The sequence below is a fragment of the Saliniferula longa genome (genome assembly GCF_050789285.1).
In the GTDB taxonomy this organism is placed as follows: Bacteria; Pseudomonadota; Alphaproteobacteria; order Rhodobacterales; family Rhodobacteraceae; genus CAVPWP01.
In genome coordinates this window covers 309,860-334,260 of sequence record NZ_JBOUVX010000004.1, presented here as the reverse complement: position 1 = coordinate 334,260, position 24,401 = coordinate 309,860, and the positions used below count along the sequence as shown (strand labels likewise).

Here is a 24,401-nt window from a genome sequence, read left to right as displayed (position 1 = left end):
GCGACTTCACCCGGCGGGATAGGGTTCGAACTCTTTGATGACGAACCCTTCCGCGATCATGGACATCAGACATGGCTGACCAGGATGACATTTGGCACACGGAAGAACGGTTCTGGACCGAGGGCGCCGAGAGCGCGCGTGCCAGATCGGCGAAAGGCGCCATCTTTGTTCTTCCCTTTCCGCCGGGCATTCTTCAGGGCGACTCTGTCTGGCGGGAAGGTCTGGTCGCGCAGCGATGGCGGTCCGTCGAGTTCTCGGAGCGCTATTTCAGGCAGGAAGGCGACGTTGCCGTTCTGGCCTACCGCGTTTCGGCCGAGCGTGGTGACACACCGATCTACGAAGCCCTTTGCACGTCCACCTACCTGAAGGACGATGGCGAATGGCTGCGGGTCGCGCATCAGCAAACCCCCTTGGCCGACCAGGAATGAATGTAGCTGCCCCAATGGTCTTTGCGCGGCTGCGCGACAGCCTGCGCTTTCGGTCGCGGTGCCAGACACCGAAGTATCGAGGCGGAAAGGAAGGAATTGCCCATGGCCACTGCGTCGGCTCATCCGGGGGATCCACATTACATCACACGCAGCGGCTGGCTTCGTGCCGCCGTCCTCGGGGCGAATGACGGCATCGTCTCTGTCTCGTCGCTGATTGTCGGGGTCGCGGCCTCAGACGCGACGCCAAGCGCGGTCATCATTGCTGGCATCGCGGGGCTCACGGCCGGTGCCATGTCGATGGCCGCGGGCGAGTATGTCTCGGTCTCGTCGCAATCCGATACGGAGCGGGCCGACATCGCACGCGAGACCGCGGCGCTGCGGGACTTGCCGGAAGCCGAGCTTGCCGAACTTGCTGCGATCTACCGGGAAAAGGGACTGAGTGCCGAGACAGCCCTGTCGGTTGCGAAGGAACTGACGGCCCACGACGCGCTTGGCGCACACGTCAGAGACGAGCTTGGCCTGTCAGAGGTGCACGCGGCCAATCCGCTTCAGGCGGCCATCACATCGGGCCTGACGTTCAGTGTGGCCGCGGCGGTCCCTCTTCTGGCGGCGGTCGCCGCGCCCACAGGTGCGGTGATTCCGGTTGTCCTTGCAGTCACCCTGATCGCCCTGGCGGCCCTTGGCGCGCTGGGGGCGAAGGCCGGGGCCGCACCGGTCCTTCGGGCGACTGTTCGTGTGGTGACGTGGGGGCTTTTCGCAATGGCCGTCACGGCCGGAGTGGGCTGGCTGTTTGGTGTCAGTGTTTGAGATGCCCACATCTTGGGGGATCGTAGGCTTTCGATGACCGGATGCGGAGCCCCTGCCACCTGGGCGTGGGACGCTCTCGACCAGGCCCGACCACGTTCGCAGCGGCGTGGCCGGGATGGTGCCGGTTCTGACGGATCCTGAGCAGGCCGCGCCCGAGGGGGGCAGTCCCGTGACACGACTGAGCATTCTTCACACGACGACCTACCGGTACCGTCAGCCGGTGATGCTTTTCCCGCACAGACTGATGCTGCGCCCCCGCGAGACGCACGACCTTCGTCTTCTGGCGCATTCGGTCGTGGTGAAACCCCAGGCGACGCTGACCTGGGCGCAGGACGTTGCCGGCAATTCGGTGGCCACGGCGTCGTTCGATGCACCCACCGTTCACCTGGTCATCGAAAGCCGCGCCACGCTCGAGGTTTTCTCTCCCGACTGGCCCGTCTTCCAGATCGCGGCCTCGGCCGCCGCGTATCCCTTCATCTATCCAGCGGACGACTGGGCGGACCTGGGCATTCTAACCCGTCCGCAATACGAGGATCCGCAGGGGCGCCTGGGAAGCTGGGTCGCGGGGTTCGTGCGCAGCCGGCCCACCGACACGCTCGCGCTTCTGAAGGACCTCAACGAAGGGATAGCCGCGCGGATCGCCTATGAAAGCCGCGAGTCCGAAGGCACGCAGATGCCGCATGAGACACTGCGACTTGGCCGGGGGGCCTGCCGGGATCTTGCCCTTCTGCTGGTCGAGTCCGTGCGGATTCTTGGTCTGGGCGCCCGGATCGTTTCGGGCTATCTGCACGACCCTCACGCGGTTCTGACCGGCTCGGCCGGGGATGGTTCGACCCATGCCTGGGCCGAGGTGTTTCTGCCGGGCGCGGGCTGGATCGCGTTCGATCCCACGAACCGGGCGGTCGGGTCGCAGAACCTGATCCCGGTAGCCGTGGCGCGGGACGTGCATCAGGTCGTACCGGTCGCGGGCAGCTTCGTGGGCCCTGCCGACGCGCTTGCGGATTTCCGTGTTCAGGTGAAGGTGGGGCGCGCTACACAGCCGGATTGAAGGCCTGGGACGTGTGCTGCGTGGGCAGTCGCCGCCACAGTCCTGAGATCAGGCCCCATGCGGACCCCGAGCCTGGGAACTGCCTTGCCGATATCGTGATGTCATGGTCGGAGTGAGAGGATTCGAACCTCCGACCCCTGCCTCCCGAAGACAGTGCTCTACCAGGCTGAGCTACACTCCGACCGTGGCGCGGGGCGTAGCGCTTGCCGCGCGCATTTGCAAGGGGGTCATTCACCCGGCGTCTGAACCGAATTCTCGAAGCTCGAACGGGGCGAGGTCCCGGTTTCCGGGCGCAGGCGGGTGCTGGTCATGGGCCGCGTGGCCGAGACCCCGGCGATGCTTTCGCGCAGCACGATGTAAAGTCCGCTCAGGATGACGATGCCCGCGCCGACGATCGTGGCAAGGTCGGGAAATTCGTCGAAGAAGAGCATCCCATAGACCGTCGCCCAGACGATCTGGGAATACTGCATCGGCGCCACCACCGCCGCGTCGCCGGCCTTGTAGGCGGCGATAACCAGAAGCCCGCCGGCAAAGGCGAAGACGGCGATGACGCCGAGAAGCCCGAAATGCTCGATCGGGAGCGGCTTGTAGACGAAGGGCAGGATCGCGCCCATGATCACGAAATTGGCCATCATCGGGTACAGGAGAAGCACCGCGCTACGCTCGTCCCGGCCGATCTTGCGCACGATGACCGAGGCCAGCGCCCCGCACACCGCCGCCGTCATGGCGGCGAGGTGGCCCAGGGTCAGCGCTTCGCCCCCCGGACGCAGCACGACCAGCACGCCGACAAGGCCCACGATGACCGCCGCCCAGCGGTGCCAGCGGACCCGTTCGCCCAGGATCGGGATCGAAAGCACCGTGATGAGAAGCGGCGTGGCGAAGAGGATCGCATAGGTCTGGGTCAGGGGCAGGACCGAAAAGGCGTAGAACGCGGTGCTGCCGGTGATGATCGCGGCCAGTGTCCGCGCCGCCGTCCACCACGGATGCACCGGGATCAGCGTCGCCCGCGCGGTGTCGCGCATCAGCATCAGCATCACCAGCGGAAAGGACAGAAGGACGCTGAAGAAGACGATCTGGAAAACGCTGTAGCTGCCGCCGAGGACCTTGATGATCACGTCGTGGGTCGCGAAGATCCCGAAGGCCAGAAGCGACAACAGCGCGCCGCGCAGGTTGGGGCTGTTCTGCAGCATCTCAGGGATCCGTTCGGTTCGGGAGGCGCAATCGGCCGAGCGTGCAGCCACCCTAGCGAATTCTGCGGCAGGTGCAATTTCCCCATCCACCCTGAACCGGCTGTTGTGGCGGGCGCGACAAGATGCTCATCTTTCAGGCGCGGCAAAGGGGTAAGGACGGTGACTCAGGGCATCCTGGTCCTTCTTGGCGGCGTCGGATTGTTCCTTCTGGGCATGAAGACGATGACTGACGCGCTGCGCGAGGCGGCGGGCCACCGGCTGCGCGGGCTTTTGTCGCGCTTCACCACCACGCCGCTGCGCGGGGTGCTGACCGGGACGGTCGCAACGGCGCTCGTGCAATCGTCAAGCGCGGTGTCGGTGATGACCGTGGGGTTCGTGGGTGCGGGCCTCATCGCCTTTCCGCAAGCGCTTGGCGTGCTGTTCGGCGCCAATATCGGAACGACGGTGACCGGCTGGATGGTGACGTTCCTTGGCCTGAAGCTTGAACTTGGCCAGATCGCGCTGCCCGGGGCCTTCGTGGCAAGCCTGCTGGCGCTGTTCGGGCGGGGGACATGGTCGCGCCTTGGGCGGGGGTTGGGCGGGCTCTGCCTTCTGTTCATCGGGCTCGACATGATGCAGGCGGGTCTGGAAGGGGCCGAGGGGCTGGTCACGCCCACGGATCTTCCCGGCGACGGCTGGGGCGGACGGTTGGCCTTGGTGGGGATCGGATTTGCGCTGGCGGCGGTCACGCAAAGCTCGTCCGCCGGTGTGGCGATGGCACTCGTTCTTCTGGGCGCCGGCTCGATCACGCTGGCGCAGGGCGCGGCAATGGTCATCGGCCTGAACGTCGGAACGACGATCACCGCGCTTCTGGCCAGTCTGGGCGGGTCGCGCGGCATGCAGCGGACGGCGGTTTCGAACCTTCTGTTCAACCTTGGAACGGCGATCGTCGCCTTTGCCCTGCTTGGGATGGCCGTGCCGCTTGTAGCGCGCCTCGCCGGCGCGGGCGAGGCGCAGACGGCGCTGGTGCTTTTCCATACCGGGTTCAACGTGATGGGCACCGCGCTGTTCCTGCCGTTCACGGGCGCCTTCGCGCGGGCCGTCGAACGCCTTGTCCCGGGACGGCCCCCCGTCGCCGGCCGCGGGCCCGAGCTTGACCCGGCCTTGCTGTCCGAGCCCGCTGTCGCGCTGGATGCAGCGCAGGCCGCCGCCACGGCGCTTGCGACCGAGGTCTTCGCCGCGCTGGCGGCGGCGCTTGGCCCCCGGTCGGATCTGCGCGGGCTCTCCGCGCTGCCCGATCGGGTGGACCCCGGGCTTGACGAACTGACCGGCTTTCTCGACCGCTTGCGCATCCCCGAGGACCAGGCCGTGATCCTGGCCCGCGCCGGCGATGTGTTGCACCAGGTCGATCACATCGCCCGGCTGGCGCGGCGGGCGCAAAAGCGGTCCGTTCTGGATGCGATTGCCGAGGACGCCCTGCTGCGCCGGCCCGCCGCGGCCCTGGCCGCCGCGCTGGACCGCGCCGTCACGGGGCGCGAGGATATCGCCAAAGGCGCGGCGCGGCTTGTCCGCCTTTCGGCGCTGATCGCGCGCCGAGCGGACCGGCACCGGCGCGCGACGTTGTCCGCGTCGCAGCCGGCGAAGCTTGGCGTGGCCGAGATCTACCGCCGCACGGATGCCATACGCTGGCTCGAGCGGGTGACGGAACACGCCGAACGCATTCTCTGGCACCGCCTGCGCGCCCTGAACGGGCCGGCCGGGACCGAGGGGTCAGAGGCTGGCTGACAGGGCCCCGACGATCGCGTCGCCCATGGCCGCCGTCGAAACGGGCGTGCCGCCATCGGGGCCCATCAGGTCGGCGGTGCGCAGGCCATCGGCCAGGACCGTCTCGACCGCCTGTTCAAGACGGTCTGCCTCGGCCCCCTGGTCGAAGGAATAGCGCAGCGCCATCGCGAAGCTCAGGATGCAGGCGATCGGGTTGGCCTTGCCCTGTCCGGCGATGTCCGGCGCCGAGCCGTGCACGGGTTCGTACAGCGCCTTGGGGCGACCGTTCGCCATAGGCGCGCCAAGCGAGGCCGAGGGCAGCATTCCAAGCGATCCGGTGAGCATCGCGGCAAGATCCGACAGAAGGTCGCCGAACAGGTTGTCGGTCACGATGACGTCGAACTGCTTGGGCCAGCGGGTCAGCTGCATCGCGCCTGCGTCGGCATACATGTGCGAGAGTTCGACATCGGGGTATTCAGCGTCATGCACCTCTTGCACGACCTGCCGCCACAGGACGCCCGATTCCATCACGTTGGCCTTCTCCATCGAGCAGACCTTGTTGTTGCGCTTGCGCGCCAGTTCGAAGGCCGAGCGCGCCACGCGCGCGATCTCGGATTCGGTATAGCGCTGGGTGTTGATGCCCACCCGTTCGTTGCCTTCCTTCACGATCCCGCGCGGTTCGCCGAAATAGACGCCCGAGGTCAGTTCGCGGATGATCATGATGTCGAGGCCTGCGACCACGTCGCGCTTGAGCGACGAGAAATCGGCCAACGCGTCGAAGCACTGGGCCGGGCGCAGGTTGGCGTAAAGGTCCATCTCCTTGCGCAGCCGCAGAAGGCCGCGCTCGGGCTTCACCGAGAAGTCCAGATTATCATACTTCGGCCCACCGACGGCACCCAGAAGCACCGCGTCGACCTCTTGCGCCTTCGCCATCGTGGCGTCCGACAGCGGCACACCATGCACGTCGTAGGCGGCGCCGCCCACCAGATCCTCGGAGATGTCGAAGGCAAGCCCGCGGTGGTCGGCGAACCAGCCGATCACCTTGCGCACCTCGGCCATGACCTCGGGGCCGATTCCGTCGCCGGGCAGGATCAGGAGAGAGGGGTTGGACATCTGGCATGCTCCTTGGTCGGTGTCGCTGCGCGGCGTAGCTTGCGGCGCGCGATTGTGCAAGGCGGCGGGCTTTGCGCGAGGCGCCTCCCGGGGTAGGATCGGCGCACGTCACCCCTTAACGGAGGCTTCAGCCATGTCTGGCACGGCGCTTGTCCTTGGGCCCCACGGGCGGTTTGCCAGCCATGTGGCGCTTGCGCTCGAGGCAGCTGGGTGGACCGTGCGCCGCTTCGACAGGCAACGGGACAGGTTGCCCGATGCGGCGATGGGGGCGGATCTGATCGTGAACGGCTGGAACCCGCCCTATCCAGACTGGGCGGCACAGTTGCCCGTCCTGACCGATCGGCTGATCGAGGCGGGGCGCGCCTGTGGGGCGACGATCCTTCAGCCGGCGAACGTCTATGTCTATGGCGACGGTTCGCCCGAGGTGCTGACGCCCCAGACCCCGCACCGCGCCACGAACCCGCTCGGTCGTCTCCGGATCGCCATGGAGGGGCACCTGCGCGACAGCGGCCTGCCGGTGATCCTGCTGCGAGCGGGCGACTTCATCGACACCGAGCCCTCGGGCAACTGGTTCGATCGGGTCATCGCGAAGGACGCGGCCAGGGGACGGTTCGCCTATCCCGGCGATGCCGACATCCCGCATGCCTGGGCCTATCTGCCGGATCTGGCCGCGGCGGCGGTGGTTCTGGCCAATTCCCGGGGCGCGCTTCCGGGTGTCTGCGAGATCCTGTTTCCGGGGCACACGCTGACCGGTCGCGAGCTTTGCGCGGCGACGGCCCGGGCGCTGGGCCGGCCGGTGACTTTGCGGCGCATGTCGCTGCTGCCGCTGCACCTTGCCAGGCCGTTCTGGCCGATGGCGCGTCACCTGATCGAGATGTCCTATCTCTGGCGGATGCCGCACCGGCTGGTCGATGACCGCCTTGCGCGGCTAGCGCCTGATCTTGTCCAGACCCCCATCGACATCGCTGTCGCCCGCGCCCTCGGGCAGAAGGTCGACCCAGACCAGCCCGTGACGCAGCCCGCTGTCTGACGGCGGCCAGGCGATGCCGGCATCCGCAACCCGCCAGTCGCGCGAGGGAAGGACGTAATCGACTCGCAGGTTGCCGGGGCCGCCCGGGCCGTCGGGCCAGTCGGCAGTGTCGAGCGCCGGGTCACCCCCGTGCAAGGCGTTGACGCCGCCGTTGCGGGCCGCGCGGGCCGCACCCTCGGGGCTGGACGGGCGCGGGTCCTGGACGCGTGGGTGGGCCAGAAGCGCGGCCATGGCGGCCCCGCGTCCGTCGCCATCCGCTGGGTCGAGGTTGGCGTCCCCCGCGATCACGAAGGCCGCCGGCGGCGACGCAGCGGAAAGCGTGCCGTCGAGGTAATGCGTCCAGAAGGCGGTTTCGTCGTGGTTGCGGCGGCCGTTCCGGTCTTCGGGGCCGTCGAAGACCGGGGGCGTGGCGTAGTAGGCAAGGATATGCACCCGCATGCCGCCGGGCAGGTCCACAGGCACGTCCCAGTGGGCGGTCGTGGACAGGCGCTGCAGGTCGGCCGCGGGGTCGTCGCCGATCAGCGCGCCGGGCAGGTCGGCCCAGAGAAAGGCCGAGAAATCGCGCACCCCGCCCGTGTCGATCGGGTGGCGCGACAGGATCGCCATCCCGGCCTGGCCGGCGAATTCCCCGAACCCCTGCGCGTCGCGCGCCCCGTTCGCGCGCCCATCGCCGTCGATATCGCGGCCGGTCGGCAGGCCGGTGTTCGGCTGGCGGGCGAACCGGTGGGGATAGTCATGTCCCAGCGCCGACAGGCCTGCTGCGAACGCGGCCAGCGCATGTCCGTCGTGATCGAAATCGATGCCTGTCAGGACCAGGATGTCCGGCGCGATACCGACGACGAGGCGGGCGGCCGCAATCACCTTCGGATCGTCGCCCGACAGGATGTCTCGCAAAAGCAGCCCGGGCCCGTCGCGCTGAAGTTCGGCATTGAAGGTGGCCACGCGCAGGGGGTCGGCACTTGCCCCGGCAGACGGGGTTGCGGCGGCTAGGGCGGCGGCGATCAGACCGGCAACAGGTCGCCCTGCTGGGCGGCGGTGGACTGCCGGCGCTTTTCCTTGATCATGCCCGCAATGCGACCCATCGCGATCCCGCGCATGAACAATGATGCTGGAAGAAACGCCCATGCCGCGACAGTCCAGATCAGGGTCTGCGGGTTTTCCAGCGAGACCGCCCCGAAAAGCGAGGTGGCCGCCTTGATCACCGCCGGCATCAGGAATGGCAGGATAAACCCTAACGCGATGTTAACACGCGCGTCGCGCTCGAGACGTTCGACGACGTCGCCACCGGCGGTTGGGTCGAAGGTCGGCAGGTTGACCCAGACGTTGAAGGTGCCGCTGCCCAGCGGCCAGCCGCGCAGGCGCTGGTAGATCAGGAAGATCGCAAGCGTCAGAAGCGAGATGAGATAGGCCAGCCCCGCCGACGTGCGAACGAGGTTGATCTGCGTCACTTCGGCCTCTGGCGGAAGCATCAGCACGACAAGGCGCACCGGGCTGTAGGGAAAGTCGATCGCTTGCCCGATCAGGGCGCCCACGGCCTCGACGAAGCGGGTCAACGTGGTGGGCGCTACCTCGCCCCGGGCGATGAGCGTCAGAAGCAGCACTGTGACGAACAGCGACAGGAACCGGATCCGGTTGAAGGGCGGGGCATCGCGAAACTCGACAAGGCCGGGATAGTCGCTGGCGTATTCCACGATGGTCAATGCCGCCCCGAAGATCGCGACAAGTGCCACGATCTGCGCGGTGTCCGACGACGTGCCCGGAAGCATCAGCGACGGAAGCGCGACAAGAAGCGTTACGAGGAAGGCGCGGACGACGGCGCCAGCCAGACGAGATATCACTGCCCCATACCCTCAACCCGGTCGGACGGGATGCGTCGCCCCGTCCTTGTACGAACGCGTTCAGGCCAATTGTGGCGAACTGCCTTATTGTTGCCCAATTTCTGCCTTCTTTCCCGATGCCCAGCAAGTTTGGGTTAACCGTCTCGAATCTATGGGGCAAATTCGTGAAAAAACTGGTGCCGCAATGCATCATTTTGGCATCAAAAAAGGGCCGCCCTGCAGGACGGCCCCATATCTTGTGGATTGGTCTTAGCTCAGACCCAAGGGCGCTGAACCGCCGCTGATTTCTCGAAAGAGTCGATTGCGGCGGCCTTCTCCATCGTCAGGCCGATATCGTCGAGTCCGTTCAGCAGGCAATGCTTCTTGAAGGCGTCGACCTCGAAGGAAATCGTCGATCCGTCCGGGCGGGTGATGGTCTGGCTTTCCAGATCGACGGTCAGCCGCGCGTTCGCGCCGTTCTGGGCGTCGGCCATCAAGAGGTCGACCTCGTCCTGCGGCAAGGCGATCGGCAGGATGCCGTTCTTGAAGCAGTTGTTGAAAAAGATGTCGGCGAAGGACGGCGCGATGACGCACCGGATGCCGAAGTCGAGAAGCGCCCAGGGCGCATGTTCGCGGCTTGATCCGCAGCCGAAGTTGTCGCCGGCGACAAGGATCTCGGCATCGCGGTAGGCGGGACGGTTCAGGACGAAATCCGTGATCTCGTTTCCGTCCGCATCAAAGCGCATCTCGTCGAACAGGTTCTTGCCCAGGCCCGAGCGCTGGATGGTTTTCAGGAACTGCTTGGGGATGATCATGTCGGTGTCGACGTTGATCAGGGGCAGCGGTGCGGCGATGCCGGTCAGGGTCGTGAACGCGTCCATCCTTCGGATCCTTCCTGCGCAAGTGGTGCGGGCGCGCAGTGCTTAGTCGATCTGGCGCGGCATGGCCAGAGGTGCGCGGCGCCCCGAACGCAAAGGGCCCGCGCAGGCGGGCCCTTCGGCAAGACATCGCGGACGTGTCAGGCGCTGGGGCGTTTGCGCGCCACCGCCACAAGGCCACCGACGCCCGCCAGCAGCATCCAGACCGCCGCAGGAAGCGGCACCACCGGGGGCGGCGGCGGAAGTTCCTGTGCATCGAGGCGCGCGCGAAACATCGCCGAGTTCTGTTCGAATTCCTTGGTGAAGAAACTGGTGACGACGGGTCCGTTCAGCGACGCGACCAACCCTTCCAGAACGAAGGTGTAGGACATGTTCCCGATCACGACAGGCAGGCTCGACGCGATGCCGCCGACGATCGAGACGCCGTCGCCGCAGGGCTGAGGCCCGCCAAGGGCGCAGACCGGCGCGGGGTTGAGCGTTTCGTTGTGGAAAAGACGGAACATCGCCGACAGGCTGAAGTCCTTCGTGCCGCTGCTGTCGGGCGCGGTGATCCTGCCCGAGATATCAAGCTTGAAATCGACCGAGGCGAGCGTCGCCGAGTTCGTCCAGACCTCGCCATTGAAATGCGTGGCCTTCGCGAAGACGAAGGTCGAGTCGGTTGTCGAGAAAGCGTCCGCAGGCGTGATGCCGTCGAAGACATAGCCACTTTGCGCGGCTTTCTGATTGGCGCTCAGCGCCGTTGTCGTCTGCCACGACTTGTGGGTGCTGCCCCACCACAGCTGGCTGCCGCTGTCCTCGCTTCGGATGAACTGCGCGCCGTACTTCGGCGCCGCGATCTCCGCCTGCGTCTTGTTCTTCAGCTTGTAGAAATCCACGTTCCACAAAGGATTTTGGAACGTTCCGGTCACGCTTGTCAGCTCGACCGTGGCGGCGGGAGCCGCCGTCGCCCAGGCGACGCATGCGACAAGTATCGGAATCGCGCGCCTGGCCCACCCAAAACTCAACATACCGACACACCCCTACACATGGCGCCACCTGGCACCGTTGCCCATATACCGCCCCGCCCCCGGCATCTGACGGCCGGACTCACGGAACGCCGGCCCACCTAGGCCGCACTGCTCGCCTCGGGTTCTATGGATGTCCGCTGCCACCCTCAAGTGGCTTCGCGACGTTAGCGCCTGCGGCATCCTGCCGGTCGGCGCTTTCTTGCCCCCATATCCGGTCGCGAGGGTCCCATCCCCCGGCCGGGCCGTCACAACACAACGGCGGCAACCCTTACAAACAGTACTTTACATACCTCAGTCGGGGCAAACGGACAAAAGGTTCAAAGATTCGCGCCCGGCAGAGCGGACAACGGGCCCCTTGGGTCGCCCGCCGTCTCGATGGGGGAAACAAAGGCCGTCTTGCCGGGTCGAAAGAGGCCGCCCCCAGGGCCATCCCCGGGGGCGGGCCGAATCACATCAGATCGCGCACGTCGGTCAGATGGCCCGTGACCGCCGCCGCGGCCGCCATGGCGGGGCTCATCAGGTGGGTGCGGCCGCCGCGGCCCTGCCGGCCCTCGAAGTTGCGGTTCGACGTCGCCGCGCAGCGTTCGCCGGGCGAAAGCTGATCGGGGTTCATCGCAAGGCACATCGAGCACCCGGCAAGGCGCCACTCGAATCCGGCTTCGCGGAAGATGTCGGCAAGCCCCTCGGCCTCGGCCTGGGCGCGGACAAGGCCCGAGCCGGGCACGACCATGGCGCGCAGGCCGTCCTTGATCTTCTTGCCCTTCAGGATCTGGGCGGCGGCGCGCAGATCCTCAATCCGGCCGTTGGTGCAGGACCCGATGAAGACCGTGTCGATCGTGATGTCCTGAAGCCGCGTCCCGGGCTTGAGGCCCATGTAGTCGAGCGAGCGGCGCGCGGCATCCACCTTGCCGCCGGTGAAGTCCTCGGGGCGGGGCACCACGCCGGTGATCGGCAGGACGTCCTCGGGGCTGGTGCCCCAGGTCACGACCGGGGCGATGTCTTCGCCACGGATCACGACTTCCTTGTCCCAATGGGCGTCGGGGTCCGAGTAAAGCGTCTTCCACCAGGCGAGGGCCGCGTCCCATTGCGCGCCTTTCGGGGCGTGCGGGCGGCCTTTGACATATTCGAAGGTCTTTTCGTCGGGCGCGATCAGGCCCGCGCGCGCGCCACCTTCGATCGCCATGTTGCAGACGGTCATCCGGCCTTCCATCGACAGCGACCGGATCGCGTCGCCCATGTATTCGATGACATGGCCGGTGCCGCCGGCGGTGCCCGTCCGGCCGATCACCGACAGCGTGATGTCCTTGGCCGTGACCCCCGGCGCAAGCCGGCCGGTGATCTCGACCTTCATGTTCTTCGATTTCTTCTGGATCAGCGTCTGCGTGGCCAGAACATGCTCGACCTCCGAGGTGCCGATCCCGTGGGCCAGCGCGCCGAAGGCGCCGTGGGTCGCGGTGTGGCTGTCGCCACAGACCACGGTCATGCCGGGCAGCGTCCAGCCCTGTTCCGGTCCGACGATGTGAACGATGCCCTGCCGGATGTCCGAGACGGGGTAGTAGTTGATCCCGAAGTCGCGCGCGTTCCTGTCAAGCGCCTCGACCTGGATGCGGCTGTCCTCGTTCTCGATGTGCTTGTCGCGGCCCTCGGTCGTCGGCACGTTGTGGTCGGGCACGGCGATGGTCTTTTCGGGGGCACGGACCTTGCGGCCCGACATGCGCAGCCCCTCGAAGGCCTGCGGGCTCGTGACCTCATGGACGAGGTGACGGTCGATGTAGAGAAGGCTGGTTCCGTCCTCGGCTTCATCGACGAGGTGGGCATCCCAGATCTTGTCGTAGAGTGTCTTTCCGGTCATCGGTCTTGTCCCGTGGAAAAGTGGCGGTCAGGCGAAGGCGTGGGCCCTCAGCCGCAGGCCATCACGCTGCGCGCCGCGCCGAAGAATCTTTCACGCAGCCGGGCGCGGTCGCCGATATCGAAAATCCGTGTCATCGCGGCGGATCATCTACTTCTCCTTGGACCGTCCCGCAAGGGGCGGGCACGCCGGCGCACTTGCGCTGACCACGCTCGGCGGTCGCGGACCCCATTGAACCGGGCGCCTCCAGCCCCTAGCATCGTCGGCGCTGGCACCGGCGCTTGGCCGGCACAACTTCGAATGCCAGGGGGACCGGGCAGGGGTGATCAAACCGACCAGGATCCGCGGAGCCCGGCGATTTTGCCGGGTCGCAGCGCTGCTTGCGGTCGTCGTGCTTGTGGCGCGACCCGTGCTTGCGCTCGAACCCATCGTCTTTGGCGTCACGGGTGGTGAAAAGGCCCTGCGCGAGGCGCTGATCGACGCATCGCTTGTGGTGGATGCGCGCGAAGCCGGCACCGAAGACCCGCAGGAGATACTTTCGGCGGCACGATCGGACTACGCCCGCTTCGTCGGTCTGCTTTACGAACGCGGCTATTTCGCCCCGGTCGTCAGCATCCGGATCGACGGGCGCGAGGCGGCCGAGATCTCGCCCCTCGAGGTGCCCGCCCGGGCCGACGTCGTCGATATCCGCATCGCGGTGGGCCCGCCCTATGTCTTTGGTCGGGCGTCGGTCGCCCCTCTTGCACCGGAAACCGAGCTTCCGAAGGACTTCGCGACCGGCCAGCCGGCGCGCACGCCGGTGATCGCGGCGGCCGGGCGAACGGCGATCCGAAGCTGGCGAGAGGCTGGTTTCGCGAAGGCCGATGTCTCGGGGCAGCGCATCGTGGCCGACCACGCGGACCGCCGCGTGGATGCGGACCTGACCGTCGCCGCAGGCCCAAGGGTGACGTTCGGCCGCCTGAACGTCAGCGGCAACCGAGATGTCTCGAGCGCGCGCATCGTCGAGATCGCCGGCCTGCCCACCGGCGAGGTCTTTTCGCCGGCCGCTGTCGACACCGTCAACGCGAACCTGCGGCGCACCGGCACGTTCCGCGCAGTCGTGCTGAGCGAGGCCGACACGGTCGCCCCGGACGGAACGATGGACATGAATCTGGTCGTTTCGGAAAGCCTGCCCCGCCGCTTCGGCTTCGGTGCGGAATATTCCACCAACGACGGCCTCGAAGTGACCGGCTTCTGGCTGCATCGCAATTTTCTGGGCGGGGCCGAGCGGCTTGAACTGAACCTCGATGTCACCGGAATTTCCGCAAGCGACCGCGACATCGGCGTGAGCTTCGGCGCCCGGTTCACCCGCCCGGCGACGCCCGACCCGAGGACCGACCTTTTCATTCTGGCCCGGCTCGCCCAGCTGGAAGAGATCGACTATTCCGGTCCGCGGCTCGTGCTTGGCTTCGGCTTCCAGCGTCGCTACTCGGACCGTCTGACGGCCGAGATCGCCGCCGCCCTCGACCTGTCGCAGATCGACAGCGCCTTCGGTCGGAACGACTATGCCATGGTCGAGCTTCCCGCCCGGGTGACCTACGATGCGCGGGACGATCTGCTGAACCCGACGTCCGGCTATTTCGTGGACGCCCGCGTCATTCCCTACGCCGGCTTCATCGATACCGTTTCGGGCGTGCAGTTCCTGGGCGACGGGCGGCTTTACTTCGGCTTCGGCGCCGAGAAGGACGTCGTGCTTGCCGGACGGTTCCAGATCGGCGCGCTGGCGGGTCCGTCGCTGAGCCAGGCGCCACCCTTCTACCTGTTCTATTCGGGCGGCAGCGGCACCGTGCGCGGCCAACCCTATCAGTCGCTTGGCGTCGACCTTGGCGATGGGCTGCGCTCGGGCGGGCGAAGCTTCCTCGGCTCGTCCCTCGAGGTGCGCGGGCAGGTGACCGACAACATCCAGCTCGTCGGGTTCTACGACTGGGGCTACATCGGGGCGGACGCGTTCGCCGACGGGTCGGGCAACACGCAGTCGGGCGCCGGCATCGGGGTGCGCTACCTGACCCCCATCGGACCGCTGCGCGTCGATGTCGGCACACCGCTGGCCGGACCGCCGACCAGTGCGACCGCGCTGCTTTACATTGGCATCGGACAAGCGTTTTGAGGCGCCTCGCCGCATACGCCCTTGCCGGGACCATGGTCCTGTCCGCGCCCGCCGTCGCGCAGGACGACAGCAGCCGCGGGGATGCATCCTTCCTCGAGCGGCAGATCGAAGGCGCCCTGTCGGGCGACGACCGGGACGTCGTGATCGAAGGCTTCCGCGGGCTTCTGGGCGGGCAGGCCACCTTCGACCGCCTGACCATCTCGGACCGCGACGGGGTCTGGCTGACGGTCACCGACGTCGAGCTTGACTGGAGCCGCCTTGCGCTTTTGCGCCGCCGTCTCGAGGTGACGCGCCTGACCGCCGGGTCGGTCGAGTTCACGCGCCTGCCCGCCCCGACCGAGACGCCGCCTTCGCCCGAGGCCTCGGCCGGGTTCGCCTTGCCCGAACTGCCGGTCGCCGTGCGCATCGGCGAAATCTCGGTCGGAAACCTGAGCCTGGGCGAGGCGCTCTTCGGACGGGCGGCGTCGCTTTCGCTGGCGGGCTCGGCCAATCTCGAAGGGGGCGCGGGACAGGCCGATCTCACCGCCAGCCGCCTCGATGGCGAGGGCACGTTCCGCGTGAACGGGTCCTATGCCAACGAGACCGATTTCCTTGACCTGTCGCTTGTCGTCGACGAGGCGCCGGACGGCATCCTCGTCAACCTGCTTGACGTGCCTGACGTGCCGTCGCTGCGACTTGTGGTCGATGGCCGGGCGCCTCTGTCCGACTTCACCGCCGAACTGGTGCTGGCGACCGATGGCGTCGACCGGCTGGCGGGCCGCGTCACGACGCGCGCGGGCGGGACGCCCGACGCGCCGGAACGCAGCTTCACGGCCAATATCGGCGGCGACGTGACGTCGCTCTTTCTGCCGGAGTACCGCGAGTTCTTCGGGCCCAGCCTGATCGTCGGGCTCGACGCCGCGCGGTTGGCTGACGGATCGTTCCGGATCGACGATCTCGATCTGCAGGCCGAGGCGCTGCTTCTGTCGGCCGAAGCGGAAATCGGGCCCGACCGCCTGCCGAGACGGCTGCGGGTGACGGGTCAGATCGCCACGCGCGACGGCGCGCCCGTGCTCTTGCCGCTTCCGGGCGATCCGGTGCGGCTGCGTTCGGCCGAGATCGGCGTCCGCTTCGATGCCGACCAGAGCGACGACTGGCAAGCGCGCATCGCGCTGCGCGACCTCGAAACAGGTGGCGTCACGGCCGAGGAGATCGCGCTTGACGGGGCGGGCACGATCCGCCCGGAAAGTCCGGGCAGGTCCGTGACCGCGGCGCTCGAGCTTGCGGCGCGCGGTCTCGATCTTGGCGGGAATGCGGTTGATGCCGCGCTGGGCCGCGACATGACGGCAAGCGCCGACCTTGACTGGACCGAAGGCACCCCGCTGCAGGTGCGCGATCTCGAGGTCGAGGGCGCGACATTCGGCCTGCGAGGTTCGGGCAGCGTCAGCGGCCTTGGCGAAGGGATCGCCATCGGCGCCGAGCTTGCGATCGACGCCCGCGATCTGGCCGTCTTCTCGGGGCTGGCGAAGCGTGACATCGGGGGCGCCGTCGCAGCCGATCTCGATCTGACCTACGAGGCGTTGACCGGTCAATTCGACGTCACGCTTGATGCACGCTCGAGCGACCTGCGGGTCGATCAGCCCGAAGCCGACCGAATCCTTGCGGGCATGGTCCGGCTGGGTCTGCGCGCGGTCCGTGACGAGACCGGAACGCGGGTCGAGCGGCTGGCGCTGACATCGCCGAACGCCGAGGTGTCCGGCCAGGTCACGCTGACCTCGGCGCGCAGCACGGCGAGGCTGTCGGCGCAGTTCGCCGACGCGGCCCTGCTTCACCCCACGCTGAGCGGGGCACTGGCGCTTGAGGCCGACGCCGAGACTGCGGGCGACGACTGGAGCTATCGGATCAACGGCGACGGGACCGGGACGCGTTTTGCCGTCACAGGCACCGCGAACACCAGCGGCGCGGTGCCGGAAGCCAGCGCGGACGTCGATCTTTCGGTCGCCGACTTGTCGGTCTTCTCGGCCCTCGCGGGTCGCCCTCTTGCGGGGACGATCTCGGTCGGGGGCGAGGTGTCGGGTCTTACCGACCTCAGCCGCGTTGCCGCCAATCTGAGCGGCACAGCAAGCGCGCTGGCCATCGGGCAGGCGCAGGCCGACGCACTTCTGGCGGGCGTCACCGATTTCCGCGTCGCGGGCAGCCTTCAGGACAGCGTGCCCACCGTCGACACGCTGACTGTCCGGAACGCAGCGCTTGACCTGACGGCGTCGGGGACACTGCGCTCCGGCGAAGGCACCGCCCGGGTCGAGGGGCGGCTTGCGGACACGGCGATCGTCCTGCCGGGCGCCGTGGGGCCTTCGACCCTTCGGCTGACGGCGGACGAGCGGCAGGACGGCCTCTGGGCCTTCGACCTGGCCGGGGCGTCGCCTTTTGCCGACGCCACCGCACGGGGCGCGGCGGCCCCCTTCGCCACGCCGCAGTCGCTGTCGGCCGACCTGTCGGTCGACGCCCGCGACCTGTCCCGGCTGTCCGGACTTGCCGGGCGGCCACTGGCCGGGGCGGCGCAACTGTCGGGACGGCTGGACGGCACTTCAGACCTTGAAGCGCTGGACATCGACCTTCAGCTTCAGACGACGAACGTGGCGATCGGCATCGCCGAAGTCGACCGGCTTCTGGCGGGCCGGGCGCTGCTTGACCTCGACTTCGCGCGCAACGGCGAAAACCTGACGATCCGCGACGTGCGGCTCGACTCGCCCGCGCTCAAGGCCTCGGTGGCCGGGGACGTGACGAACGGGGCGGGGCAACTGGCGGTGTCTGCCGCGCTTGCCAATCTCGGCCTTTTCGTCCCGGACTTTCCCGGCCCGGTGACGGCCGATGGCACCGTCGCGATCGACGGCGCGCGAACGGCGACGGTGAACCTGGCGCTGACAGGACCAGGTGGAATTGCCGCGACGGTGCGCGGCGATGTCGTGACCGAGGGCCCGACGCTTGCCCTGCGCGTGAACGGGCGCGCGCCGCTCGAGATCGCGAACCGCTTCATCACGCCGAACTCGGTCAGCGGGACGCTTGGGTTCGACCTGTCGGTCAACGGCCCACCGGCGCTGTCGTCGGTGTCGGGCACGCTGACGACCAGCGGGGCGCGGGTGGCGCTGCCGGGTACTGGCGTGTCGCTCGAGAACCTCGCGGTCAACACCGGGATCGAGAACGGTCGCGCGAACCTGTCGGTGACCTCGGGCGTGCAGGGCGGCGGCAGCCTGTCGGTCAGCGGCCCGGTCGAGCTTGCGCCGCCCTTCAACGCCACGCTCGCCATCGCGGCGCGGGGCGTGGTCCTGACCGATCCCACGCTTTACCGGACCAGCCTGACTGGCGATTTGCGGGTCTCGGGTCCGCTTGCTGGCGGCGCGTCCATCTCTGGCAACGTCGACGTCGGCGAAACCGAAATCAGCATTGCAGGAACGGGGGCCGGCGCTTCGGGACCGATCCCCGAGATCATCCACCTGAATGAACCCGCCGACGTCCGACGCACACGCCAGTTCGCAGGCCTGATCCGCGAGGACCGCGGCGAAGGCCGATCGATCCGGCCCTATCCGCTTGACGTCACCATCAACGCGCCGCGAATCTTCGTCCGGGGCCGGGGACTTGATGCCGAACTTTCCGGCGGCATGCGGGTTACGGGCACCACCGCGAACGTGGTGCCGATCGGACAGATCGACCTCGTGCGCGGACGGCTTGGCATCCTTGGGGGGCGACTGCGCGTGACCGAGGGCGAAATCGTCCTTGGCGGAAGCCTTGTTCCGATCCTGCGCCTTGAAGCCGTGAGCGAGATCCGGTCCGACGACGACGTGCGCGCCTTCGTCTCGGTCGACGGTCCGGTGACCGATCCGCAGTTCCGCTTCCTGTCCGAGCCGCCGCTTCCCGAGGACGAGGTGCTGGCGCGGATCCTTTTCGGTACGGATCTTGCCAATATCTCGGCCCTGCAGGCGGCGCAGCTTGCCAGCGCTGCGGCGACGCTTTCGGGCGGCGGCGGACCCGGGATCATGGGCAACCTCAGAAGCGGCCTTGGGATCGACGACCTTGACGTGCGCACCGACGAGCAGGGGCGCACGGCGGTGACGGCGGGCACCTACATCAACGAGCGGCTTTACGCCGACGTGACGACGCGCAGCGACGGAGACACCGAAATCAACCTCAACTTCGACATCACCACATCGGTGACAGGGACCGTTTCGACCAGCAACCAGGGGGACAGCTCGGTCGGGGTCTTCTTCCGCCGGGACTATTAGACGCTGCGCCGTTGAGATTGCGGGGCGGCGATGCTACATTTCCTGCATGGCCAGCGCCGGGGCCGGACCGGCGCGCAACGCAGGAGGACCATGTCCTGTCTCACCTTCACGAAGCGGTCCGTGAAAAGACCGCGCCCGGGGCGAAGATGACGCGCGCCTCGAACCGCACCGCAAGCCGCGATCTGCTTGCCCGAATCCTGACATCGCTGGACGACGACAAGGCCGAGGACGTGGTCGAGATCGACCTGCACGGCAAGTCCGAGATGGCCGACTTCATGGTCATCTGCTCGGGGCGTTCGTCGCGCCAGGTGACTTCGATCGCCGAGAAGCTGGTCGACCGGCTGAAGCAGGAGACGGGCCTCATCTGCAAGGTCGAGGGCAAGGATGCCGGCGACTGGGTTCTGATCGATGCGGGCGACGTGATCGTCCACGTTTTCCGGCCCGAGGTGCGCGACTTCTACCAGCTCGAGAAGATGTGGATGAGCCCGGCCGAGTCCGCCGCCGCCGTGCGGGGCTGACCCGGCGACCATGCGTCTGGCGATCTGCGCCATGGGGCGGCTTCGCGGCGGCCCCGAGAAGTTCCTTGTCGACGATTATCTTGCCCGCTGCGGGCGCACCGGAAGGGCCGTGGGCCTGGGGCCGGCGACCCTTGTCGAAATCGACGACCGCAAGAGCGCTGGCAAGGCCGCCGAAGGCGAGGCCCTGCTGCGCGCCCTGCCCACCGGCGCCACGGTCTGCGCGCTGGACGAACGCGGCGAGAGCATGACCTCGCCCGCTTTCGCCGAGCGCCTGGCGCGCTGGCGCGACGCCGGCGTTCAGGACGTGGCCTTCGTCATCGGCGGGGCGGACGGGCTTGACCGGGCGGTTCTCGATCGGGCCGCGCTGACCCTGTCGTTCGGCCGCATGGTCTGGCCGCACATGCTGGCGCGCGTGATGCTGGCCGAACAGCTTTACCGCGCGGCGGGGATCCTTGCCGGCACGCCCTATCACCGGGAATAAACCCCGCGCCGGCGGTTTCCTTGGCGCGCGGCGCGCGGTAGAACGCCCACAGAAGTGAAAGGCCATCCCAGATGAGCGCACCCAAACCCGTCGTTCTGTGCATCCTCGATGGCTGGGGCCTGCGCGAAGACCCGACCGCAAATGCCCCGAAGCTGGCGGACACCCCCAATTTCGACCGACTGATGGCAACTTGCCCGCACGCACGGCTTGTCACCCACGGCCCCGACGCCGGCCTGCCAACCGGGCAGATGGGCAATTCCGAAGTCGGTCACACGAACATCGGCGCGGGCCGCGTCGTGGCGATGGACCTGGGCCAGATCGGCCTTGCGATCGAGGATGGAAGTTTCTTCGAGAACCCCGCGATCCTGACCTTCGCCGCCCGCATCAAGGACAGTGGCGGTCGGGCGCATCTGTTCGGCGTGGTCTCGGACGGGGGCGTGCATGGCCACCTCGATCACATGGTCGCAGCGGCCCGGCTTCTGACAGAGCGCGACGTGCCGGTCGCGCTGCACCTGATCACCGACGGACGCGACGTGCCGCCTTCGTCGGCACGCGGCTATGTCGAGGACCTGCTGGGCAAGTTGCCGGCGGGGGCTGTGCCGGTGACGCTGATCGGGCGCTACTATGCGATGGACCGCGACAACCGTTGGGATCGCGTCGCCCGGGCCTATGAGGCGATCGTTCACGGTGCCGGGACGCCCGCCGCCGATGCCCTTGCCGCGGTCGACGCGGCTTATGCCGAGGGCGAAACCGACGAATTCGTCACGCCGCGGGTTCTGGGCGACTACCGCGGCATGACCCCGGCTGACGGGGTCTTCTGCCTCAATTTCCGGGCCGACCGCGCGCGCGAGATCCTGCGCGCCATCGGCGAGCCCGGCTTCGATGCCTTCGACACCGGCGACCGGCCGCAGCTTTCGGCGATGCTGGGGATGGTCGACTACTCGACCACACACGACAGGTTCATGACCGCCGCCTTTCCGAAACAGGAGATCGTGAACACGCTTGGGTCCTGGGTCGCGCAGCACGGCCTGCGGCAGTTCCGCCTGGCCGAGACCGAGAAGTATCCGCACGTGACCTTCTTCCTGAACGGCGGCAAGGAGACACCCGAGGCGGGCGAGGATCGGTACATGGCGCCGTCGCCCAAGGTGGCGACCTACGACCTTCAGCCCGAGATGTCGGCGCCCGAAGTCAGCGCGAAACTGGTCGAGGCGATCGGCAAGGGCTATGACCTGATCGTGGTGAATTATGCCAACCCCGACATGGTGGGCCACACGGGTGACCTTGCGGCGGCGATCCGGGCTTGCGAAACGGTGGATAAGGGGCTGGGCGACGCGCTCGAGGCGCTTCGGCGGGCTGGTGGCGCGATGATCGTGACCGCCGACCACGGCAACTGCGAAACGATGGTCGATCCCGTCGCCGGGGGGCCGCACACCGCGCATACCACGAACCCTGTGCCGGTGATCCTTGTCGGAGGGCCGGATGGCGCGCGGCTGCACGATGGCCGCCTTGCCGATCTTGCGCCCACGCTTCTTCAGCTCATGGGCCTGCCGCAGCCGCCCGAGATGACCGGGACGTCGCTGATCGACCGATGAGGCGCCCTGCATTCGCCCTGCTCGTCGCCGCCTCTCTGGCTCTGGCCGGGTCCGCCCCCGCGCAGGACCGCGATCCCGGCGATATCGCCGCGCAAGCCGCGGCCGAGCTTGCGGCCGCGGCCCAGGCCCTTGACGAGGCGCGGTCCGCGCGCGATCGCGTCGCCGCCCTGACCGAAACGGTGCGCGCCTACGAGACCGGGCTGTCGGCCCTGCGCGACGGTCTGCGCCAGGGTGCGCTGCGCGAGCGCGCGATCCGGGCCGAGTTCGACGCCGAGGCCGGGCGGCTGGCCCACCTCTTCGGCGTGCTGCTGTCGATGCAGACTTCGCCCGAGGCGCTGCTTCTGCTGCATCCGTCGGGTGCGACCGAGACGGTGCGGGCGGGGATGCTGATCGCCGACCTGACCCCCGCCCTGCGCGGCGAGGTCGAGGACCTGCGCGCCCGCCTGCAGGAGCTTCAAGACCTTCAGGCGCTTCAGGCCGACGCGGCCGGGATGCTCGAGGACGGGCTGCAGGGGATGCAGTCCGCACGCACCCTCCTGAGCCAGGCGATGGCCGACCGCACCACACTGCCACCGCCCGTGGCCCAGGACCCCGAGGCGATGCAGGCGCTGATCAACAGCGCCGAGACGATGGATGCCTTCGCGGGCGGTCTCGCGGCGACCGGACTTGCCGCCGACACGGGCGGCACGACGGATTTCGCGGCCGCGCGCGGCGTTCTGCCGCTTCCGGTGGCCGGGGTCGTGATCCGCGGCTTCGACGAGGCCGACGCCGCAGGCATTCGCCGACCCGGCCTTCTTGTCGCCACGCGCCCGCGTGCCCTTGTCACAAGCCCCTGGCCGTCGACCGTGCGCTATGCCGGGCCGCTGCTCGACTACGGAAACGTGATCATCCTTGAGCCGCAGAATGGCTACCTTCTTGTTCTCGCCGGGCTTGCCGAGGTCTATGGTCGCGCCGGCGAGGTGGTCGACGCAGGCGTTCCAGTCGGGATGATGGGCGGCGAAGAACCCGACGCCGGGACTATCCTGGTCGAGACTTCCTCGGGGGGTGGTCAACGCCGGACCGAAACGCTCTATATGGAGCTGAGAGTGGATCAGGAACCGCAGGACCCCACGTCGTGGTTCATCGCGGATGCAGAGATGGGAAGAACGCAATGAAGAAGTTCGTCATGGCCGCGATCGGCGGGACCCTGGCCGGCGCGGTGCTTACCACGCAGATCGCGGGGCCGCTTCTGGCGCAGGAGGCCGAGAACAAGGGATCGGTCTACGAACAGCTCGACCTCTTCGGCGACATCTTCGAGCGAGTGCGCGCGCAGTACGTCGAGGACGTCGACGAGAAGGACCTGATCGAGGCGGCGATCAACGGGATGCTGACCTCGCTTGATCCGCATTCGTCCTACCTTTCGGCCAACGATGCCGACGATATGCGGGTGCAGACCCGTGGCGAGTTCGGCGGCCTCGGCATCGAGGTCACGCAGGAGGAAGGCTGGGTCAAGGTCGTTTCGCCGATGGACGAGACGCCGGCGGCCGCGGCCGGCATCCAGGCGGGCGACTTCATCACCCATGTCGACGGCGAAAGCGTCCTTGGCCTGACGCTTGACGAGGCGGTCGAGATGATGCGCGGCCCGGTCGGGTCCGAAATCATCATCACCGTCGTGCGCGAAGGCGTCGAACAGCCCTTCGACGTGTCGATCATCCGAGACACGATCAAGCTGACCGCCGTGCGCGCGCGCCTTCAGGGGGACAGCGTCGTCCTGCGCGTCACCACGTTCAACGACCAGACTTACCCCAACCTCGAGGAGGGCCTGCGTGAGGCGGTCGAGGAAGCCGGCGGGATGGAGAACGTCAACGGTTTCGTCATCGACCTGCGCAACAACCCCGGCGGCCTGCTGAGCCAGGCGATCAAGGTCTCGGACGCCTTCCTCGATACCGGCGAGATCGTTTCGACGCGTGGTCGCGATCCGCAGGACGGCGAACGCTACAACGCGACGGCGGGCGACCTTGCGGGCGGCAAGCCCGTTGTCATCCTGATCAATGGTGGCTCGGCCTCGGCCTCGGAAATCGTGGCCGGCGCGCTTCAGGACCACCACCGGGCCGTGGTCATCGGCACCAAGAGCTTCGGCAAGGGATCGGTCCAGACCGTCATGCCGCTTCGGGGCGACGGTGCGATGCGGCTGACCACTGCACGTTATTATACCCCCTCGGGGCGGTCGATCCAGGCGCTGGGCATCTCGCCCGATATCGTGGTCGAACAGCCGCCGGTGGTTCCGGCCCCCGAGGCCGACGACACCGACGCCTCCGATCGCTTCAACCGCTCGGAGGCCGATTTGCGGGGCAGCCTCGACAACGACAGCCTAACCGAGGACGAGCGCCAGCAGATCGAGGACGATCGCGCCAAGGCCGAAGCCGCCGCCGCCCTGCGGGTTGAGGACTACCAGCTGGCCTATGCCATCGATATCCTGCGTGGCCTGTCGAAGCTGGCGATGGACGCCAACTGAG

At 67.8% G+C, this 24,401-nt stretch carries 19 protein-coding genes and 1 tRNA gene; 12 read left to right on the top strand and 8 right to left on the bottom strand.

Features of this window, described 5'->3' with window-relative positions; translation table 11 throughout:
• The first annotated feature begins 71 nt into the window (after nucleotides 1-71).
• The 3 genes from ACRDNQ_RS18185 (at nucleotide 72) to ACRDNQ_RS18175 (ending at nucleotide 2,283) form a co-directional block, all read left to right on the top strand.
• On the top strand, nucleotides 72-428 hold the full coding sequence (locus ACRDNQ_RS18185; protein WP_431830130.1) for a DUF4440 domain-containing protein: 357 nt from the start codon (nucleotides 72-74) through the stop codon (nucleotides 426-428).
• Nucleotides 429-530: 102 nt separating this feature from the next.
• The gene (locus ACRDNQ_RS18180; protein ID WP_431830129.1) at nucleotides 531-1,235 is read left to right on the top strand and encodes a VIT1/CCC1 transporter family protein; all 705 of its coding nucleotides are present in this window, start codon (nucleotides 531-533) and stop codon (nucleotides 1,233-1,235) included.
• Nucleotides 1,236-1,404: 169 nt separating this feature from the next.
• Nucleotides 1,405-2,283: a transglutaminase family protein gene (locus tag ACRDNQ_RS18175; protein ID WP_431830128.1), complete on the top strand. Its 879-nt coding sequence runs from the start codon at nucleotides 1,405-1,407 to the stop codon at nucleotides 2,281-2,283.
• A 104-nt stretch (nucleotides 2,284-2,387) separates the two neighbouring features.
• On the opposite strand, the gene ACRDNQ_RS18170 is transcribed toward ACRDNQ_RS18175, so the two are convergent.
• Both ACRDNQ_RS18170 and ACRDNQ_RS18165 read right to left on the bottom strand, forming a co-directional pair.
• Nucleotides 2,388-2,464, bottom strand: a tRNA-Pro gene (locus ACRDNQ_RS18170).
• A 46-nt stretch (nucleotides 2,465-2,510) separates the two neighbouring features.
• Entirely contained in the window at nucleotides 2,511-3,473 is a 963-nt protein-coding gene (locus ACRDNQ_RS18165; RefSeq protein ID WP_431830127.1) for a DMT family transporter, read from the bottom strand.
• A gap of 159 nt (nucleotides 3,474-3,632) precedes the next feature.
• Here ACRDNQ_RS18165 and ACRDNQ_RS18160 point away from each other — a divergent pair, with 159 nt between their 5' ends.
• Complete coding sequence (locus tag ACRDNQ_RS18160) at nucleotides 3,633-5,237, top strand: Na/Pi cotransporter family protein (protein WP_431830126.1); 1,605 nt, start codon at nucleotides 3,633-3,635, stop codon at nucleotides 5,235-5,237.
• Here the strand turns inward: ACRDNQ_RS18160 and leuB are convergent.
• The gene (leuB, locus tag ACRDNQ_RS18155) at nucleotides 5,223-6,329 is read right to left on the bottom strand and encodes a 3-isopropylmalate dehydrogenase (RefSeq protein ID WP_431830125.1); all 1,107 of its coding nucleotides are present in this window, start codon (nucleotides 6,327-6,329) and stop codon (nucleotides 5,223-5,225) included. The genes ACRDNQ_RS18160 and leuB overlap by 15 nt on opposite strands.
• 133 nt (nucleotides 6,330-6,462) lie before the next feature.
• On the opposite strand from leuB, the gene ACRDNQ_RS18150 reads away from it, so the two are divergent.
• Nucleotides 6,463-7,359, top strand: coding sequence for a Rossmann-fold NAD(P)-binding domain-containing protein (locus tag ACRDNQ_RS18150; RefSeq protein ID WP_431830124.1), 897 nt, complete (start codon nucleotides 6,463-6,465; stop codon nucleotides 7,357-7,359).
• On the opposite strand, the gene ACRDNQ_RS18145 is transcribed toward ACRDNQ_RS18150, so the two are convergent.
• The 5 genes from ACRDNQ_RS18145 to leuC all read right to left on the bottom strand — a co-directional run bounded on the left by ACRDNQ_RS18145 (nucleotide 7,258) and on the right by leuC (nucleotide 12,913).
• Nucleotides 7,258-8,301 carry an endonuclease/exonuclease/phosphatase family protein gene (locus ACRDNQ_RS18145; RefSeq protein ID WP_431830123.1) on the bottom strand — a complete coding sequence of 348 codons (1,044 nt, stop codon included), beginning with the start codon at nucleotides 8,299-8,301 and terminating at the stop codon, nucleotides 7,258-7,260. The two genes, ACRDNQ_RS18150 and ACRDNQ_RS18145, sit on opposite strands and share 102 nt — an antisense overlap.
• A gap of 59 nt (nucleotides 8,302-8,360) precedes the next feature.
• Nucleotides 8,361-9,197, bottom strand: coding sequence for a hypothetical protein (locus ACRDNQ_RS18140; RefSeq protein WP_431830122.1), 837 nt, complete (start codon nucleotides 9,195-9,197; stop codon nucleotides 8,361-8,363).
• Nucleotides 9,198-9,451: 254 nt separating this feature from the next.
• Nucleotides 9,452-10,057: a 3-isopropylmalate dehydratase small subunit gene (leuD, locus tag ACRDNQ_RS18135; protein ID WP_431830121.1), complete on the bottom strand. Its 606-nt coding sequence runs from the start codon at nucleotides 10,055-10,057 to the stop codon at nucleotides 9,452-9,454.
• Between the two features lie 137 nt (nucleotides 10,058-10,194).
• Nucleotides 10,195-10,962 (bottom strand): VPLPA-CTERM sorting domain-containing protein, encoded by a 768-nt coding sequence (locus ACRDNQ_RS18130; RefSeq protein WP_431830120.1) that lies wholly within the window; start codon nucleotides 10,960-10,962, stop codon nucleotides 10,195-10,197.
• Between the two features lie 547 nt (nucleotides 10,963-11,509).
• Nucleotides 11,510-12,913 carry a 3-isopropylmalate dehydratase large subunit gene (gene leuC / locus ACRDNQ_RS18125; protein WP_431830119.1) on the bottom strand — a complete coding sequence of 468 codons (1,404 nt, stop codon included), beginning with the start codon at nucleotides 12,911-12,913 and terminating at the stop codon, nucleotides 11,510-11,512.
• Nucleotides 12,914-13,307: 394 nt separating this feature from the next.
• Here leuC and ACRDNQ_RS18120 point away from each other — a divergent pair, with 394 nt between their 5' ends.
• From ACRDNQ_RS18120 to ACRDNQ_RS18090, 7 genes are all read left to right on the top strand, one after another.
• Nucleotides 13,308-15,056, top strand: a complete 1,749-nt coding sequence (locus ACRDNQ_RS18120; RefSeq protein ID WP_431830118.1) for an autotransporter assembly complex protein TamA — start codon at nucleotides 13,308-13,310, stop codon at nucleotides 15,054-15,056.
• A 32-nt stretch (nucleotides 15,057-15,088) separates the two neighbouring features.
• Nucleotides 15,089-19,315, top strand: coding sequence for a translocation/assembly module TamB domain-containing protein (locus ACRDNQ_RS18115; RefSeq protein ID WP_431830117.1), 4,227 nt, complete (start codon nucleotides 15,089-15,091; stop codon nucleotides 19,313-19,315).
• A 146-nt stretch (nucleotides 19,316-19,461) separates the two neighbouring features.
• Nucleotides 19,462-19,833 (top strand): ribosome silencing factor, encoded by a 372-nt coding sequence (rsfS, locus tag ACRDNQ_RS18110; protein WP_431830116.1) that lies wholly within the window; start codon nucleotides 19,462-19,464, stop codon nucleotides 19,831-19,833.
• A gap of 10 nt (nucleotides 19,834-19,843) precedes the next feature.
• Entirely contained in the window at nucleotides 19,844-20,314 is a 471-nt protein-coding gene (gene rlmH / locus ACRDNQ_RS18105) for a 23S rRNA (pseudouridine(1915)-N(3))-methyltransferase RlmH (protein ID WP_431830115.1), read from the top strand.
• A 71-nt stretch (nucleotides 20,315-20,385) separates the two neighbouring features.
• The gene (gpmI, locus tag ACRDNQ_RS18100; protein WP_431830114.1) at nucleotides 20,386-21,906 is read left to right on the top strand and encodes a 2,3-bisphosphoglycerate-independent phosphoglycerate mutase; all 1,521 of its coding nucleotides are present in this window, start codon (nucleotides 20,386-20,388) and stop codon (nucleotides 21,904-21,906) included.
• Nucleotides 21,903-23,060, top strand: a complete 1,158-nt coding sequence (locus tag ACRDNQ_RS18095; RefSeq protein WP_431830113.1) for a murein hydrolase activator EnvC family protein — start codon at nucleotides 21,903-21,905, stop codon at nucleotides 23,058-23,060. The genes gpmI and ACRDNQ_RS18095 overlap by 4 nt, the downstream gene beginning before the upstream one ends.
• Complete coding sequence (locus tag ACRDNQ_RS18090) at nucleotides 23,057-24,400, top strand: S41 family peptidase (protein ID WP_431830112.1); 1,344 nt, start codon at nucleotides 23,057-23,059, stop codon at nucleotides 24,398-24,400. The genes ACRDNQ_RS18095 and ACRDNQ_RS18090 overlap by 4 nt, the downstream gene beginning before the upstream one ends.
• The last annotated feature ends 1 nt before the right edge of the window (nucleotide 24,401 follow it).